The organism is Caulobacter sp. GW821-FHT10C03 (assembly GCF_059415485.1).
On the sequence record NZ_JBWKNI010000002.1, the window covers coordinates 120571 to 134843 of the forward strand.

Sequence of the window (14273 nt, forward strand, 5' to 3'; positions counted from 1 at the left end):
TTGCGGGAGAGGGTGGCCTCCGAAGGAGGTCGGGTGAGGGGTCTCTCAGAACTCAAAGCCGCGTGTGGCGGACAGGCCGGGTGGAGCGTCTCATGTTTGAGAGACCCCTCATCCGACGCCTATCGGCGCCACCTTCTCCCGCAAGGGGAGAAGGATCAGAACGAAACCTCCACCGTCCCGCCGACGTTCTCACCAGCCCCAACCTGAACGGCCCTTCATCGCAGCGCCGGAAAACGGCCGCGCCATGGCCTTTCCCGCGACGCGCGCACAGGGCAAAGGTGGAGTTGAAGGAGTTCGCATGACCCAGACGACCGATCAGAACCGTCGATCCCTGCTCGCCGCCGGCGGCGCGGGCCTGCTGGCCGCCGTGATCGGCGCGCCCGCTTTCGCCCAGACGCTGTCGGACGAAGACAAGGCGCTGATCGCCAAGGCCACCGCCTATATCCAGGGCCTGTCCAACGCCAAGGGCCGCTTCGTGCAGACCGATCCGCGCGGCGTGACCACGCAAGGCACCCTGTGGCTGCAACGTCCCGGCAAGGCGCGGTTCGAGTATGACGGTCCGGGCGGTCTGCTGGTGGTCAGCAACGGCAACAACGTCAACATCTTCGACAGCCGGCTGAAGACCTTCGAAAGCTATCCCCTGAGCCGCACGCCGCTGGCCCTGCTGCTGGCGCGCGAGGTTCGCCTGGATCGCGGCGTGAAGATCACCGGCGTGCGCAAGCTGGCCGACGGCTTCACGATCGTCGCCCAGGACGCCCGCCGCCAGACCCTCGGCCGACTGGAGATGAACTTCAGCAACGAACCCGAACTGATCGGCTGGACCATCAGCGACGTGAAAGGCGGCCAGACCCGCGTGCGGCTGTCGGGCCTGGAGAAGGTCGGCGCGATCGACTCGAAGTTGTTCGTCCTGACCGATCCTCGCCGCAGGGTGGGTAAGGGGCCGACCGGATAGGCTTTGGAACGGCCGAGTTTGTGACATTCTCACAACATGCAAGTATGAAGCGCTTTTTCCCTTGAACTAAAAATTTCGACGTGGCACTTTTACCACGCATGGCGATGAGCGCCCGACCCGCTCTTCGCAAACCGTGCCGGATCTATCCCCTCCCGGCGGCGGCATGAGAGACCTGACTTTCGCCCGGACGCCTCGTGCGTCCGGGCGTTTTTCTTTGTGGTCCGCCCACGGCGAGGGTAGGGGAGCGGCATGCGCCTCCGTATCGCCACCTGGAACGTCAATTCCGTCCGCCTGCGCGCCGAACAGGCCGCCCGCTTCGTCGACGAAGCCGCGCCCGATGTCCTGTGCATGCAGGAGATCAAGTGCCAGGAGGGCGAGTTCCCGCGCGAGGCCTTCGAGGCCATGGGCCTGCCGCACCTGAAGATCGCCGGCCAGAAGGGCTGGCACGGGGTGGCCATCGCCTCGCGCCTGCCGATCGAGGACGTCCCGACCCTGATGAACTGCCGCGAGGGCCACGCCCGCTGCGTGGCGGTGAAGGTGGCCGGGGTCGAGATCCAGAACTTCTACATCCCGGCCGGCGGCGACCTGCCCGACCGGGTCGCCAACCCGAAGTTCGACCACAAGCTCGATTTCTACGAGACCCTGACGGCCGCCCTGAAGAAGCGCGATCCCAAGGCGCCGCTGATCGTCACCGGCGACCTGAACATCGCGCCGGGCGAAAACGACGTCTGGAGCCACCGCCAGATGCTGAAGGTGGTCAGCCATACCCCGGCCGAACTCGAGGCCTTCGACGCCTTCATCAAGTCGATCGACCTGCTGGACCTGCCGCGCCTGGCGACGCCGGAACCTGAAAAGCTGTTTTCCTGGTGGAGCTACCGCGCCGCCGACTTCCGCAAGTCCAACCGCGGCCTGCGCCTGGACCACATCCTCGCCAGCCCCGGCCTGCGCGAGGCGGCGATCGTCGACGGCAAGGTCTCCTCGCGCGTCCACGACAACGTCCGCGAATGGGAACGCCCGAGCGACCACGCGCCGGTGACGGCGGATTTGAAAATCTAACCCTCTCCCATAGGGAGAAGGAGGGGCCCGCGCGAAGCGTGGGAGGGTGAGGGGGTACACCGCTGGCCGGCGTGCCGGCACGCCATCTTCAGTCCCTCCCCCCTCATCCGGCCTGCTTCGCAGGCCACCTTCTCCCAATGGGAGAAGGATTACTCGGAGGCCGGCGCCAGTTCCGGCAGGTCGAACTTCAGCCAGACGGCCTTGTCCTTCAGGGTCGACTTGACCCAGTCGGCGTGCACGGCGCGTTCGGCGTCGGTCGAGCGGAAGGGCAGGGGACGCGGGCGGGCGCCATAGCCGCCGGCGCGGGCGGCGCTGACGGCGTTCACCGCCACGGCGTGGGTCAGCTCGAGGGCGCGCTCCTTGCCGCCCTGCAGTTCGAGATAGACCTCGGCCAGCAGGTGGGAGTCGATCAGCGCCCCGTGCTTGTCGCGGCTGTCGAGGCTGATCTTGAAACGCTTACAGAGCGCGTCGAGCGAGTTGTACATGCCCGGGAAGCGCTTCTTGGCCATGGCCAGGGTGTCGACCCAGCGCTCTTCCGGCAGCGGGGCGCGGCCGCACTTCTCCAGCTCGAAATTGACGAAGCTGCGGTCGAACGAGGCGTTGTGGGCCACGACGACGCTGTCGCCGACGAATTCCAGGAACTTGTCGGCGATCTCGTGGAACTTCGGCTTGCCGGTCAGGAAGGCGGCCGACAGGCCGTGCACCTTCTCGGCCTCGGCCGGCATGTCGCGCAGCGGATCGCAATATTCGTGGAACGAGCGGCCGGTGGGCATGAAGTCCACCACCTCGATGCAGCCGATTTCGACCAGGCGGTCGCCCGTCTTCGGATCGAAGCCGGTGGTTTCGGTGTCGAGGATGATTTCCCGGGCCATGGCCTTTCAATGGGCCGCTTCGAGTCGCGCATCAAGCGTGGGCGGAGGTTCTCAACAGGGTCAGGATGTCGCGCACCTGGTCCTCGGCGGCCTGCAAGCCCCGGCCCGTATCGATGACGAAGTCGGCGCGGGCGCGCTTTTCGGCGTCCGGCAGCTGGCGGGCCAGGATCGCCTCGAACTTCTCCGCCGTCATGCCGGGCCTGGCCAGCACCCGCTCGCGCTGGATATCGGCGGGAGCGCTGACCACCACCACCTTGTGGACGCTCTTCTGACCGCCGGTCTCGTAGAGCAGCGGCACGTCGAGCACGACGATCCCATGCCCGTCGGCCTGCGCCTTCTCGAAGAAGCCGATGCGATGGGCGCCGACCAGCGGGTGAACGATGGCCTCCAGCTTCTCCAGCGCCTCGGGATCGCCGACGACCTGGGCGCTGAGCCGCGCCCGGTCGATCGCGCCGTCCACGACCACGCCCGGAAACGCCGCCTCGACCGGCCCCACGGCCGCCCCGCCAACGGAATACAGAGCGTGCACGGCGGCGTCTGAATCATAGACCGGTGCGCCCTGGGCCTCGAACATCTTGGCCGTGGTCGACTTGCCCATGCCGATGGAGCCGGTGAGGCCGAGGATGATCACTTCGCTGAGATCCCCAGATGCGCCAGGGCGATGGCGCGCACGTCCACTTGCGCCGGCGGCGCCTGGCCGAAGAAGGCCTCGAACGACGGCACGGCCTGCAACAGCAGCATTTCCAGGCCGTCCACGGTCGCGCGGCCGGCGGCCTGCGCGCGTTGCAGAAACTCGGTGCGCAGTGGCTTGTAGACCATGTCCATAACCACGCAGCCTTGCGGGGTCAGGGAAAGGTCGGCCGCCGGACCTTCGCCGCCGCCCAAGCCCAGCGAGGTGGCGTTGATCACCAGGCCGGCGTCGGCCAGCAGGGCGGGGAGGGCGTCCTCGCCGGCGGCCGTGACCTTGTCCCCAAGCGCGTCGGCGACAGCCTGGGCCTTGGCGAGCGTGCGGTTGACGATGCGCACGGCGGGCGCGCCGGCCAGCAGCAAGGCGGCGGCCGCGCCGCGCGCCGCGCCGCCGGCCCCAAGAATCACGACGGGCGACGCGGTCACGTCAAAGTCCGGCGCCTGGGCGGCGATGGCGCCCAGCAAGCCCGGGCCGTCGGTGTTGTCGGCGAAGATCGTACCGTCATCGCGAAAACGCAGCAGGTTGGCGGCGCCGGCCAGGCGGGCGAGATCACTGGCCTCGTCGGCGCAGGCCAGGGCCCGCTCCTTGAACGGGATGGTGACGTTGAGGCCCCGGATCACCCCGCCACGAAAGCCGTTCACGAAAGTCTCGAACCGGTCCTCGGCCGGGCCCATCGGCACATAGGCGCCGTCGATCCCCGCGGCCGCCAGCCAGGCGTTGTGCAGGATCGGGCTCATCGAATGGACGATCGGCTGGCCGCAGACGCCCGCCACCAGGGCCGCGCCCGTGATCGCCTGCCCGTGTTGAGAACTCATGCCTGGAGGGCTCCATGCAGGCGCAGGAAATCGAGCAGGCCGGTCATCGGCAGCCCGAGGATGGTGAAATAGTCGCCGTCGACGCGGTCGAACATCTGCAGGCCTTCGCTCTCCAGCATGTAGCAGCCCACCGACGAGAGGATCTGCTCGCCGTTGCGCTCCAGATAACCGTCGAGCCAGGCGTCGCTGAACGGACGCACCGACAGCTTGGCCGTCTCGACCACCCGCCAGATCGGCCGGCCGTCGCGGGCGACGACGACGCCCGAATGCAGCTTGTGGACCTCGCCGCGCAGCTCCAGCAGGCGCGCGCGGGCTTCTTCCAGCGTGCCGACCTTGTCGAACAGCTTGCCCTTCAGCTCCAGGGTCTGGTCCGAGCCGATCACCAGGCCCGGCCGCTTGCCCGAAACCTTGACCGCCTTCATCTCGGCCAGGGCGTCGGCGATGTCGCGCGGGGAGACCTCTTCGGCCAGCAGGCCGGCCTTGGCGGCGTCTTCGTCCACACCGGCGGCGAGCGCCTCGAACGGCACGCCGGCGTTCTTGAGGATCGTCTGACGCGTCCAGCTGGTGGAGGCCAGAGTGATTGCTACTTTTGGTGTGAAGAGCGTGCTCATCCCAGCACCTCGACCTGGCCGCGGCCGCCCGACAGCAGGTTGATAATCGCCGCCGCGGTTTCTTCCACCGACCGGCGGGTGACGTCGATGATCGGCCAGCCGTTGCGCTCGAACAGGCGACGGGCGGCGATGATCTCGGCCCGCACGCTGTCGGTGTCGATATAGTCGCTCTCTCTATTCTCCTTGAGGGAGAGCAGGCGGTTGCGACGGATCTGGATCAGCCGCTCCGGGCTAGTCATCAGGCCGACGATCAGGGTGTTCTTCAGTTCGAACAACTGGTCGGGCGGCGGACGGCCCGGCACCAGAGGCACATTGGCCGCGCGCACGCCGCGATGGGCCAGATAGATGCAGGTCGGGGTCTTCGACGTGCGCGACACGCCCACCAGGATGACGTCGGCCTGGGTCAGGTCCTGGCCGCCCTGGCCGTCGTCGTGGGCGATGGCGTAGTCCAGGGCCTCGATGCGATCGAAATAGTCGTTGTTCAGCGCGTGCTGCGCGCCCACGCGCGTGGAGATCTTGGCCCCCAGATAGCGCGACATGGCGCTGACCACCGGATCCAGCGCGGCTATGCACGGCATTTCGAGCTTGCGGCAGCCTTCTTCCAGGGCCGCGCGCAGGTTCGGGTCGATGATGGTGTGCATGACTACGCCCGGCGCGCCGGCGATCTCGTCGAGGGCGCGATCCAGCTGACGCGTGGAACGAACCAGCGCGTAGATGTGTTCGATGGGCAGGATGTCGGTGAAACGGGCGCAAACCGCGCGCGCCATGGCGTTAAGCGTCTCGCCCGTGGAGTCCGACACCAGGTGGATGTGGAAGTAGGTGGCGAACCGCGCGGTGTGGCGATCGGTCTCAGCCGAGGCGCCTTCCTGTGGATCGTCCGTTAAAGATTGCTTTACCACTCTGGGCGCCCTCTGGGGACAAGCGGGCGCCAAATACGCCCTGCCGCGGCCACGCGCCGCGCCCCTGTGATAAACGGCCTCATTGACGCCGGACAATCCCCAGCTTGAACCTGCCCTTCAGGACATGTGCCTGAGCGTTCGTCCACGCCTGTGGAAACTCCTAACAGATGGTTAATTTCGCTTTTACCAGCATCTGGGTTCCTTAGGGATTCCAGGGCCCTGGCGGCTTGTCCACGGAGTTCACAAGGTATGACCCCCATGTGGACCAAGCTTGGGCATACCGAGTAGGGCCTGTTGGACTCCTCCACACGGGCGGACTTATCCCCGTGTTGCACTTGCCCTCCTCCTTCCTCCTACCTTTCTAAGAATCTTATTTTTAAGAAGAATAAGAGGGTACGGGGTCTCCCGGACTTGAGTGGGAAGGCTCGCCGGGATTTAACGCCGGTATGACGAGCGCCCCGATCCCGAAGTTTCTCTCCGTGCTGGCTGGCGAGACCGCCGAGCGTCCCCCGGTCTGGTTCATGCGCCAGGCGGGACGGTACCTTCCCGAGTACCGCGCCGTGCGCGCGACGACCCCGGACTTCATCAGCTTCTGCCTGAACCCCGAGAAGGCGGCCGAAGTGACGCTGCAGCCGCTTCGTCGTTTTCCGTATGACGCGGCCATCGTCTTCGCCGACATCCTGCTGATCCCCGGCGCCCTGGGCCAGAAGGTCTGGTTCGAGGCCGGCGAGGGTCCCAAGCTCGGCGAGCTGCCTGATCTCGACGCCATGGCCGACAAGGTGGGCCAGGCGGGCGAGGCCCTGAAGGCCGTCGGCGAGACGCTGTCGCGCGTCCGGGCTGACATCGATCCGTCCAAGGCCCTGATCGGCTTCGCCGGCGCGCCGTGGACGGTGGCCACCTACATGATCGAAGGCGGCTCCAGCGATCGCTCGGGCGCGCGGACCTTCGCCTATCAGCACGCCGACAAGCTGGACCGGCTGATCCAGATCCTGGTCGACGCGACGGTGGATTACCTGGCCATGCAGGCCGCCTCCGGCGCCCAGGCGCTGAAGCTGTTCGAGAGCTGGGCTGAAGGCCTCTCAGAGCCGCTGTTCGAGCGCCTGGTGACCCGGCCCCACATCGCCATCGTCGAGGGCCTGCGCGCCCGCGGCGTGACCGTGCCGCTCATCGGCTTCCCCCGCGGGGCCGGAACGCTCGTCGAGGCCTACGCGCAGGCCGTACCGGTGGACGGGGTGGCGCTCGACACCTCGGCCTCGGCGAAGCTGGGCCAGACTATCCAGAAGACCAAGACCATCCAGGGCGCCCTCGATCCACTGCTGCTGCGGGCCGGCGGGCCGGCGCTGGACGAACGCGTCGACCAGATGCTCGCGCAGTGGGGACAGGGCCCCTATATCTTCAACCTGGGTCACGGCATTCTGCCCGACACGCCGATCGCTCATGTCGAGCAGGTGCTGAAGCGGGTGACCGGCCAGTGAGCCAGCAGAAGAACGGTCGCAAGATCGCCGTCGTCCTGTTCAACCTGGGCGGACCCGATCGTCAGGAGGCCGTGCGGCCGTTCCTGTTCAACCTGTTCCGCGATCCGGCGATCATCCAGGCGCCGTTCTTCGTCCGCTATCCGGTGGCGACCCTGATCTCGACCACCCGGGCCAAGTCGGCGCGCGCCAACTACGCCCTGATGGGTGGGGGGTCGCCGCTGCTGCCGGAAACGCAGAAGCAGGCGGCGGCGCTCGAGGCGGTGCTGGCCCAGCGGCTGCCTGGCGATACGGTCAAGACCTTCATCGCCATGCGCTACTGGGATCCGCTGACCGGCGAGACGGCCAAGGCCGTGAAGGCCTTCGCGCCCGACGAGGTGGTGCTGCTGCCGCTCTATCCGCAGTACTCGACCACGACGACGGCCTCGTCGCTCAAAGCGTGGAAGCGCGCTTGGCGCAAGGTAACGGGTCGCAAAGGCCCGGGCCGGACGACGACCGTGTGCTGCTATCCCACGGCCGAAGGGTTCGTGCAGGCGCACGCGGATCTGATCCGCCAGGCTTATCTCAAGGCCGGCGCGCCCAAGCCGACGCGGATCCTGTTCTCGGCCCATGGCCTGCCCGAGAAGGTGATCATCGCCGGCGATCCCTACCAGCGCCAGGTCGAGGCCACGGCCGCGGCCGTGGTCGCCAAGCTGGGCGACATCCTCGGCGAGGGCGTCGACTGGAAGATCAGCTATCAGAGCCGGGTCGGCCCGTTGAAGTGGATCGGTCCGTCCACCGACGACGAGGTCAAGGCCGCGGCCGAGGCGGGTCTCGCTTTGGTGGTCGCGCCGATCGCCTTCGTCTCCGAGCACATCGAGACCCTGGTCGAACTCGACGTCGAATATCGCGAGTTGGCCTACGAGCACGGCGGCTCGATCTATGTCCGCCCGCCGGCCCTGGGCGTGACGCCGGCGTTCATCGATTGTTTGGGGACTCTGGTCACGCAGGCGCTTGCTGATCCGTCGTCGCTGATCTGCGAAGAAGACCACCCCTGCCCCAAAGTCCATTCGGGAGCCGCCGCGTGACCGACTTCCTGGTCGAGCATTTCAACCTGATCCGCGGCCTGCACATCCTTGCCGTGATCGCCTGGATGGCGGGGATGCTCTACCTGCCGCGCCTCTACGTCTACCACACCGGCGCCACGCTGGGCTCGGAGATGGATGCGACCTTCAAGGTCATGGAGCGCCGGCTGCTGCGCGGGATCATCAACCCGGCGATGGTCGCCGCGTTGATCTTCGGCCTGGGCCTGATGATGGCTGACGGCGCCATCCGCGGCTGGGACTTTCTGCTGAAGCCCTGGATGCTGGCCAAGCTGGCCGGGGTGTTCTTCCTGTTCGGCTGGCACGGCTTTCTGTCGAAGGCCCGCCGCCAGTTCGAGGCCGGCCAGAACACCCGCTCGGAAAAGTTCTGGCGCGCGACCAACGAGCTGCCCTTCGTGGCGGCGATCGTCATCGTGCTGTCGGTGACGACCAAGTACCTGAACTAGCGGGAAGGGGGCCTGGCCCCCGCATTCTCCCACCTTCATCCTCAGGCAGGATGACGAGCGCCCACAGGACTGCTCCGGTAGCGCTTGACCCCGGGGCCGCCTTGTGGTTCCCGTCTTGGTCAGACGTTGCGGTCATACCGCAGCGTTCCCGCCTTTCACGGATCGCGCCCGTCCTGGTGCGCCTCATGATCCGTTCCCCTGATCGATCCGCGCCGTCGTCAATGGCGCGACCCCATCGCCGCTTCCACGTGGAGCCGGCTGAATTTCTACCCAAGCCCGGATCGTATCCGGGCCACCGTGAGTCCATGCATGTCTGAAGACACCGACCCGCAAGTCCCCGCCGAGCTGGAAACCTCGCTCGACACCGTCGAAACGACGGAAGACGCCGCGATCGACACCACTGCTGAAGCCTCCGCCGACAACGCCGCCGAAGGCGACGCCGGCGACGAGGACGACAACGCCGAAATCACCGCGGCCATCGCCGCCATGGGCCTGACGCGCATGTCGCTGCAGGAACTGAAGGAAAAGTCCCCGGCCGACCTGCTGGCGTTCGCCGAGACCTTCGAGGTCGAGAACGCCAACTCCATGCGCAAGCAGGACATGATGTTCGCCATCCTGAAGACCCTCGCCGAAGAAGGCGTGGAGATCTTCGGGTCGGGCACCATGGAAGTGGTCCAGGACGGCTTCGGCTTCCTGCGCTCGCCGGAAGCCAACTACCTGCCGGGTCCGGACGACATCTACGTTTCGCCCTCGCAGATCCGCAAGTTCGGCCTGCGTACCGGCGACAGCGTCGAGGGCGCGATCCGTTCGCCCCGTGAAGGCGAGCGTTATTTCGCCCTGACCAGCGTCAGCAAGATCAACTTCGAAAGCCCCGAGAACGTGCGCCACAAGGTGCACTTCGACAACCTGACGCCGCTCTATCCCGAAGAGCGCCTGAACATGGAACTGCCCGATCCGACCATCAAGGATCGCTCGGGCCGGGTCATCGACATCGTCGCCCCGCTCGGCAAGGGCCAGCGCTGCCTGATCGTCGCCCCGCCGCGCGTGGGTAAGACGGTGATGCTGCAGAACATCGCCAAGTCGATCGAGACCAACCACCCCGAGTGCTATCTGATCGTCCTGCTGATCGACGAGCGCCCGGAAGAAGTCACCGACATGCAGCGCACGGTGAAGGGCGAGGTCATCGCCTCGACCTTCGACGAGCCGGCCACGCGCCACGTGCAGGTCGCCGAGATGGTGATCGAGAAGGCCAAGCGCCTGGTCGAGCACAAGCGCGATGTCGTCATCCTGCTGGACTCGGTCACCCGTCTGGGCCGCGCCTACAACACCGTGGTGCCGTCGTCGGGCAAGGTCCTGACCGGCGGTGTCGACGCCAACGCCCTGCAGCGTCCCAAGCGCTTCTTCGGCGCGGCGCGTAACGTGGAAGAGGGCGGCTCGCTGTCGATCATCGCTACGGCCCTGATCGATACCGGCAGCCGCATGGACGAAGTCATCTTCGAAGAGTTCAAGGGCACTGGTAACTCGGAAATCGTTCTCGATCGTAAGGTGGCTGACAAGCGCATCTTCCCGGCCATCGACGTGCTCAAGTCGGGCACCCGCAAGGAAGAGCTCATCACCCCGCGCGACCAGCTGCAGAAGACCTACGTGCTGCGCCGGATCCTCAATCCGATGGGCGCTTCGGACGCCATCGAGTTCCTGCTCGAGAAGCTGCGCCAGTCGAAGACGAACGGCGATTTCTTCCAGAGCATGAATACTTAAGCTTGGTGTTTCACGTGAAACACGAGAAAGGCCCCGGAGCGATCCGGGGCCTTTTTTTGGTCGGTGGCGATCAGATCCTCCCCTTTGGGGGGAGGTGGCCCAGAGGGCCGGAGGGGGACTTCCACCGTGGGCGCCGCCCCCTCAGTCGCTCCGCGACAGCTCCCCCAGAGGGGGAGCATCTGACGTCCAGCCTCAGGGAACCAGCACCGTCGCCCCGGTGGTCTTCCGCCCCTCCAGCGCCTCATGCGCCGCCCGCGCCTCCGCCAGCGGGAAGCGCTGGCCGATCTCGATCTTCACCGCGCCCGAGGCCAGGACCTCGAACAGGGCCGCGGCGCTCTCGTCGAGCTCTTCGGTCGTGACGATGTAGTCGAACAGGCGAGGGCGGGTGATCCAGGCCGACTTGGCGCCCAGCTCCAGCGGGGCGAACGGCGGCACGGGTCCCGAGGCGTTGCCGTAGGTGACCAGCACGCCACGGCGGCCCAGGCTCTTCAGGCTGCCCTGGAAGGTGTCCTTGCCGACGCCGTCATAGACGACCGGCACGCCGGCCCCGCCGGTGATCTCCGCCACCCGGGCGGCGACGTCCTCGTGGTCGTAGAGGATCACGTGGTCGGCGCCGAGGTCGCGGACGATCTGGGCCTTGGCCTCCGAGCCGACCGTGGCGATCACGCTGGCGCCCAGGGCCTTGGCCCACTGCACCAGGATCTGGCCGACCCCGCCGGCGGCGGCGTGGATCAGCACGGTCTGGCCCGCCTGGACAGGGAAGCAGCGACGGACCAGGAACTCGGCCGTCATGCCCTTCAGCAGCACGGCGGCGGCGACCTCCAGGTCGACGCCATCGGGAACCTTCACCGCCCGGTCGGCCGGCACGATCGACGCTTCAGCATAGGCGCCCATCGTGCCGTTGTAGGCGACACGATCACCGATGGCGAAACGCGTGACGCCGTCGCCGACCGCTTCCACGTGGCCGGCCGCCTCCAGGCCGAGCACCTGCGGGTACTTCAGCGGATAGAGGCCGGAGCGGTGATAGGTGTCGATGAAGTTCAGACCGACGGCCGCGTGGCGGACGAGGATCTGGCCGGGGCCGGGGGAGGGCAGGTCGCGCTCGACGACCTCCAGCACTTCGGGGCCGCCGGCGGCCTTGGCTTCTACGGCGAGCATCAGGCGAGGGTCTTCTTGAAGAAGGCCAGGCTGCGGCCGTTGGCGAGGGACGCATCGGCGGCGTCATAGTGCTCACCACCTTCACGCGCGAAAGCGTGGTCGCGGCCGGCATAGGTATGAAGCGTGATCTGCGGGTGGTCCTTCAGCGCCGCGAAGATCACCTGCTGGGCTTCCTTGGGCACGAACTTGTCTTCCTCGGCCACGTGCAGCAGCAGCGGCTTTTCCAGCTTCTCGGCCTCGCCGACGTGCTTCTCCAGGCCGACGCCGTAATAGGAGACGCTGGCGTCCGCGTCGGTGCGGGTGGCGGTCAGAAAGGCCAGCAGGCCGCCCAGGCAGTAGCCGACCGCGCCGACCTTGCCCGATGACTGCGGGCGGATGGCGTCGATGGTCGCGTCGATGTCGGCGACCCCGGCGTCCACGTCGAACGCGTTGAACAGTTCGAAGGCCTTCTTCCACTCGGCCTCGGACTTGTCGGTGATGTCGATGCCGGGCTCGATCCGCCAGAAGAGGTCGGGACATACGGCCAGGAAGCCTTCGCCGGCGAGCTTGTCGCAGATGTCGCGCATGACCTGGTTGACGCCGAAGATCTCCTGGATGATGACGATGGCCGGCGGCGCGGCGTCACCCGTGGCGGGACGGGCCACATAGGCCGTGAAGTCGCCGTCGGGCGTGGTGATCGTGAGGGTCTCGCTCATTGGGCTTTCTCCGTACTCAAGGCCACCATGGGGGCCACCCTTGGGCCGCCGATTGGGACTTTCGACCGAAGCGCTCTAACCTGTGGCGAGCAGGGTGCGACGTCACAATCTCGTGGCCCGCCGCCAGGGAACCTTTTCGATGAAGATGACGATCGAGATCGACTGCACCCCGGTCGAGGCGCGGGCCTTTCTGGGCCTGCCGGACGTGAGCCCGCTGAACGAACATCTCGTCAAGGAGATGCAGGCGCGCATGGACTCCAACATGGCGATGCTGGCTCCGGAGGAGCTGCTGAAGAACTGGATGGCGTTCGGCGCCGGCGCCCAGGACAGCTTCCGCAAGCTGATGACGGCCGCGGCCGGAGCGGCGGTCGGCAAGCGCGACTGATGGTCGATACGATCTACGCGCCGGCCACCGCGGCCGGTCGCGCCGCCGTGGCGGTGATCCGCGTCTCCGGTCCCGCCAGCAGCGACGCCGTTCGGGCTCTCACGGGAAACCTGCCCAAGCCGCGTCAGGCGGCCCTGCGCACCCTCCGCCACGACGGCGTGGCGCTCGATGACGCCCTGGTGCTGTGGTTCCAGGGGCCGGCCAGCTACACCGGCGAGGACGCCGCGGAGTTTCACGTGCATGGCGGCCGGGCGGTCGTCGAAGCGCTGCTGGCGGCGCTGTCGGCCCTTGGCCTGCGCCTGGCCGAGCCCGGCGAGTTCACCCGACGCGCCTTTCAGCACGGCAAGCTCGACCTGGCCCAGGCTGAGGCCGTGGGCGACCTGATCGACGCCGAGACCGAGGGCCAGCGCAAGCAGGCGCTGGGTCAGCTGGGCGGCGCCCTGGGCCGCCGCTACGACGCCTGGCGCGACCTGCTGGTCCAGGCCCTGGCCATGCTGGAGGCGGCTGTCGACTTCCCCGACGAGGAACTGCCGGAGGACGTGGCGGCTCGCGCGCGGCCGGGGCTGGAGATCCTGAAGGTCGAGATCGACGCCGCCCTGGCCGATGTCGCACGTGGCAGGCGGGTGCGGGACGGCTTCCGCATCGCCCTGGTCGGCGCGCCCAACGCCGGCAAGAGTACGCTACTGAACGCCCTGGCCGAGCGCGACGCCGCCATCGTCACGGCGACCCCGGGCACCACGCGGGACGTCATTGAGGTTCCCTTGGTGTTGGGCGGCTACAAGGCCTTGCTGGCCGATACGGCTGGTATCCGCGAGACCGCCGACGACATCGAGGCCGAGGGCGTGCGCCGGGCGCGGGCCTGGGCCGAAGACGCCGATCTGCGTCTGTGGGTCGTAGACGCGGCGGAGTTTCACGTGAAACATTCCGAACACCACGCAATAATCCGTAGCGGCGACTGGATGGTGGTCAACAAGACCGATCTGGTAGAGCCGGGCGTCGTGGCGGCCATACGCGCCGGGGCCGAGGCGCTGGGGTTGCACGTGGCGGCGCTGTCGGCGCGGGAGGAGGGGGCCGATCCCATCCGCGCCGTCCTGACCGATCACGTGGTCGAGGCGCTGTCCGGCGCGGAGTTCCCGGCGGCCACCCGGATCCGTCACGCGGAACGTCTGGGAGAGGCGAGGGCCTATCTGGAGCGCGCCTTGGCGGAAACCGACGACGTGGAACTGGCTGCTGAGGACGTTCGTCTGGCCGCCCGGGCGCTTTCCCGGATCACCGGGCGGATCGACCCGGAAGACGTGCTTGACCGTGTCTTTTCAAGCTTCTGCATTGGGAAGTGAATGTTTCACGTGGAACACCACCTTGAACGGTCCACAGGCTGACCACA

Annotated in this window: 15 protein-coding genes; 8 read left to right on the forward strand and 7 right to left on the reverse strand. The window is 67.3% G+C overall.

Features of this window, described 5'->3' with window-relative positions:
- The first annotated feature begins 298 nt into the window (after positions 1-298).
- Both AC07NG_RS02595 and xth read left to right on the forward strand, forming a co-directional pair.
- Entirely contained in the window at positions 299-952 is a 654-nt protein-coding gene (locus tag AC07NG_RS02595) for an outer-membrane lipoprotein carrier protein LolA (protein WP_494592005.1), read from the forward strand.
- Positions 953-1201: 249 nt separating this feature from the next.
- Positions 1202-2008 carry an exodeoxyribonuclease III gene (gene xth / locus AC07NG_RS02600; RefSeq protein WP_494592007.1) on the forward strand — a complete coding sequence of 269 codons (807 nt, stop codon included), beginning with the start codon at positions 1202-1204 and terminating at the stop codon, positions 2006-2008.
- A gap of 149 nt (positions 2009-2157) precedes the next feature.
- Here xth and dnaQ read toward each other — a convergent pair whose 3' ends face one another.
- The 5 genes from dnaQ to AC07NG_RS02625 are packed head-to-tail and all read right to left on the reverse strand — an operon-like array spanning position 2158 to position 5893.
- A complete protein-coding gene (dnaQ, locus tag AC07NG_RS02605) occupies positions 2158-2880 on the reverse strand; it encodes a DNA polymerase III subunit epsilon (RefSeq protein WP_487291654.1) in 723 nt (240 codons plus the stop codon).
- 31 nt (positions 2881-2911) lie between these two features.
- Positions 2912-3511, reverse strand: a complete 600-nt coding sequence (coaE, locus tag AC07NG_RS02610; protein WP_494592009.1) for a dephospho-CoA kinase — start codon at positions 3509-3511, stop codon at positions 2912-2914.
- Complete coding sequence (gene aroE / locus AC07NG_RS02615) at positions 3508-4383, reverse strand: shikimate dehydrogenase (protein WP_494592011.1); 876 nt, start codon at positions 4381-4383, stop codon at positions 3508-3510. The genes coaE and aroE overlap by 4 nt, the downstream gene beginning before the upstream one ends.
- Positions 4380-4994, reverse strand: coding sequence for a Maf family protein (locus AC07NG_RS02620; RefSeq protein ID WP_494592013.1), 615 nt, complete (start codon positions 4992-4994; stop codon positions 4380-4382). Before AC07NG_RS02620 ends, aroE begins: the two co-directional genes overlap by 4 nt.
- Complete coding sequence (locus AC07NG_RS02625; protein ID WP_487291650.1) at positions 4991-5893, reverse strand: pyruvate, water dikinase regulatory protein; 903 nt, start codon at positions 5891-5893, stop codon at positions 4991-4993. Before AC07NG_RS02625 ends, AC07NG_RS02620 begins: the two co-directional genes overlap by 4 nt.
- 446 nt (positions 5894-6339) lie before the next feature.
- Between AC07NG_RS02625 and hemE the strand changes: the two genes are divergently transcribed.
- From hemE to rho, 4 genes are all read left to right on the forward strand, one after another.
- Positions 6340-7368: a uroporphyrinogen decarboxylase gene (gene hemE, locus AC07NG_RS02630; RefSeq protein ID WP_494592016.1), complete on the forward strand. Its 1029-nt coding sequence runs from the start codon at positions 6340-6342 to the stop codon at positions 7366-7368.
- Positions 7365-8432 (forward strand): ferrochelatase, encoded by a 1068-nt coding sequence (gene hemH / locus AC07NG_RS02635; protein ID WP_494592018.1) that lies wholly within the window; start codon positions 7365-7367, stop codon positions 8430-8432. Before hemE ends, hemH begins: the two co-directional genes overlap by 4 nt.
- Positions 8429-8893 (forward strand): CopD family protein, encoded by a 465-nt coding sequence (locus AC07NG_RS02640; RefSeq protein WP_494592020.1) that lies wholly within the window; start codon positions 8429-8431, stop codon positions 8891-8893. The genes hemH and AC07NG_RS02640 overlap by 4 nt, the downstream gene beginning before the upstream one ends.
- 309 nt (positions 8894-9202) lie before the next feature.
- Positions 9203-10651, forward strand: a complete 1449-nt coding sequence (gene rho / locus AC07NG_RS02645) for a transcription termination factor Rho (protein ID WP_110121134.1) — start codon at positions 9203-9205, stop codon at positions 10649-10651.
- Positions 10652-10843: 192 nt separating this feature from the next.
- Here rho and AC07NG_RS02650 read toward each other — a convergent pair whose 3' ends face one another.
- Complete coding sequence (locus AC07NG_RS02650; RefSeq protein ID WP_494592022.1) at positions 10844-11809, reverse strand: quinone oxidoreductase family protein; 966 nt, start codon at positions 11807-11809, stop codon at positions 10844-10846.
- Positions 11809-12504, reverse strand: coding sequence for a dienelactone hydrolase family protein (locus AC07NG_RS02655; protein ID WP_494592024.1), 696 nt, complete (start codon positions 12502-12504; stop codon positions 11809-11811). Before AC07NG_RS02655 ends, AC07NG_RS02650 begins: the two co-directional genes overlap by 1 nt.
- 139 nt (positions 12505-12643) lie before the next feature.
- Here AC07NG_RS02655 and AC07NG_RS02660 point away from each other — a divergent pair, with 139 nt between their 5' ends.
- Entirely contained in the window at positions 12644-12889 is a 246-nt protein-coding gene (locus tag AC07NG_RS02660) for a DUF6489 family protein (protein WP_110121131.1), read from the forward strand.
- Complete coding sequence (gene mnmE / locus AC07NG_RS02665; RefSeq protein WP_494592027.1) at positions 12889-14226, forward strand: tRNA uridine-5-carboxymethylaminomethyl(34) synthesis GTPase MnmE; 1338 nt, start codon at positions 12889-12891, stop codon at positions 14224-14226. The genes AC07NG_RS02660 and mnmE overlap by 1 nt, the downstream gene beginning before the upstream one ends.
- Positions 14227-14273: the final 47 nt, after the last annotated feature.

Bases quoted from the DNA above. Each gene is read 5' to 3' on its own strand.
- mnmE (WP_494592027.1), top strand. From the start codon at position 12,889: ATGGTCGATACGATCTACGCGCCGGCCACCGCGGCCGGTCGCGCCGCC.
- AC07NG_RS02655 (WP_494592024.1), bottom strand. From the start codon at position 12,504: ATGAGCGAGACCCTCACGATCACCACGCCCGACGGCGACTTCACGGCC.
- hemE (WP_494592016.1), top strand. From the start codon at position 6,340: ATGACGAGCGCCCCGATCCCGAAGTTTCTCTCCGTGCTGGCTGGCGAG.
- aroE (WP_494592011.1), bottom strand. From the start codon at position 4,383: ATGAGTTCTCAACACGGGCAGGCGATCACGGGCGCGGCCCTGGTGGCG.
- xth (WP_494592007.1), top strand. From the start codon at position 1,202: ATGCGCCTCCGTATCGCCACCTGGAACGTCAATTCCGTCCGCCTGCGC.
- rho (WP_110121134.1), top strand. From the start codon at position 9,203: ATGTCTGAAGACACCGACCCGCAAGTCCCCGCCGAGCTGGAAACCTCG.
- AC07NG_RS02660 (WP_110121131.1), top strand. From the start codon at position 12,644: ATGAAGATGACGATCGAGATCGACTGCACCCCGGTCGAGGCGCGGGCC.
- AC07NG_RS02650 (WP_494592022.1), bottom strand. From the start codon at position 11,809: ATGCTCGCCGTAGAAGCCAAGGCCGCCGGCGGCCCCGAAGTGCTGGAG.
- AC07NG_RS02620 (WP_494592013.1), bottom strand. From the start codon at position 4,994: ATGAGCACGCTCTTCACACCAAAAGTAGCAATCACTCTGGCCTCCACC.
- dnaQ (WP_487291654.1), bottom strand. From the start codon at position 2,880: ATGGCCCGGGAAATCATCCTCGACACCGAAACCACCGGCTTCGATCCG.
- AC07NG_RS02595 (WP_494592005.1), top strand. From the start codon at position 299: ATGACCCAGACGACCGATCAGAACCGTCGATCCCTGCTCGCCGCCGGC.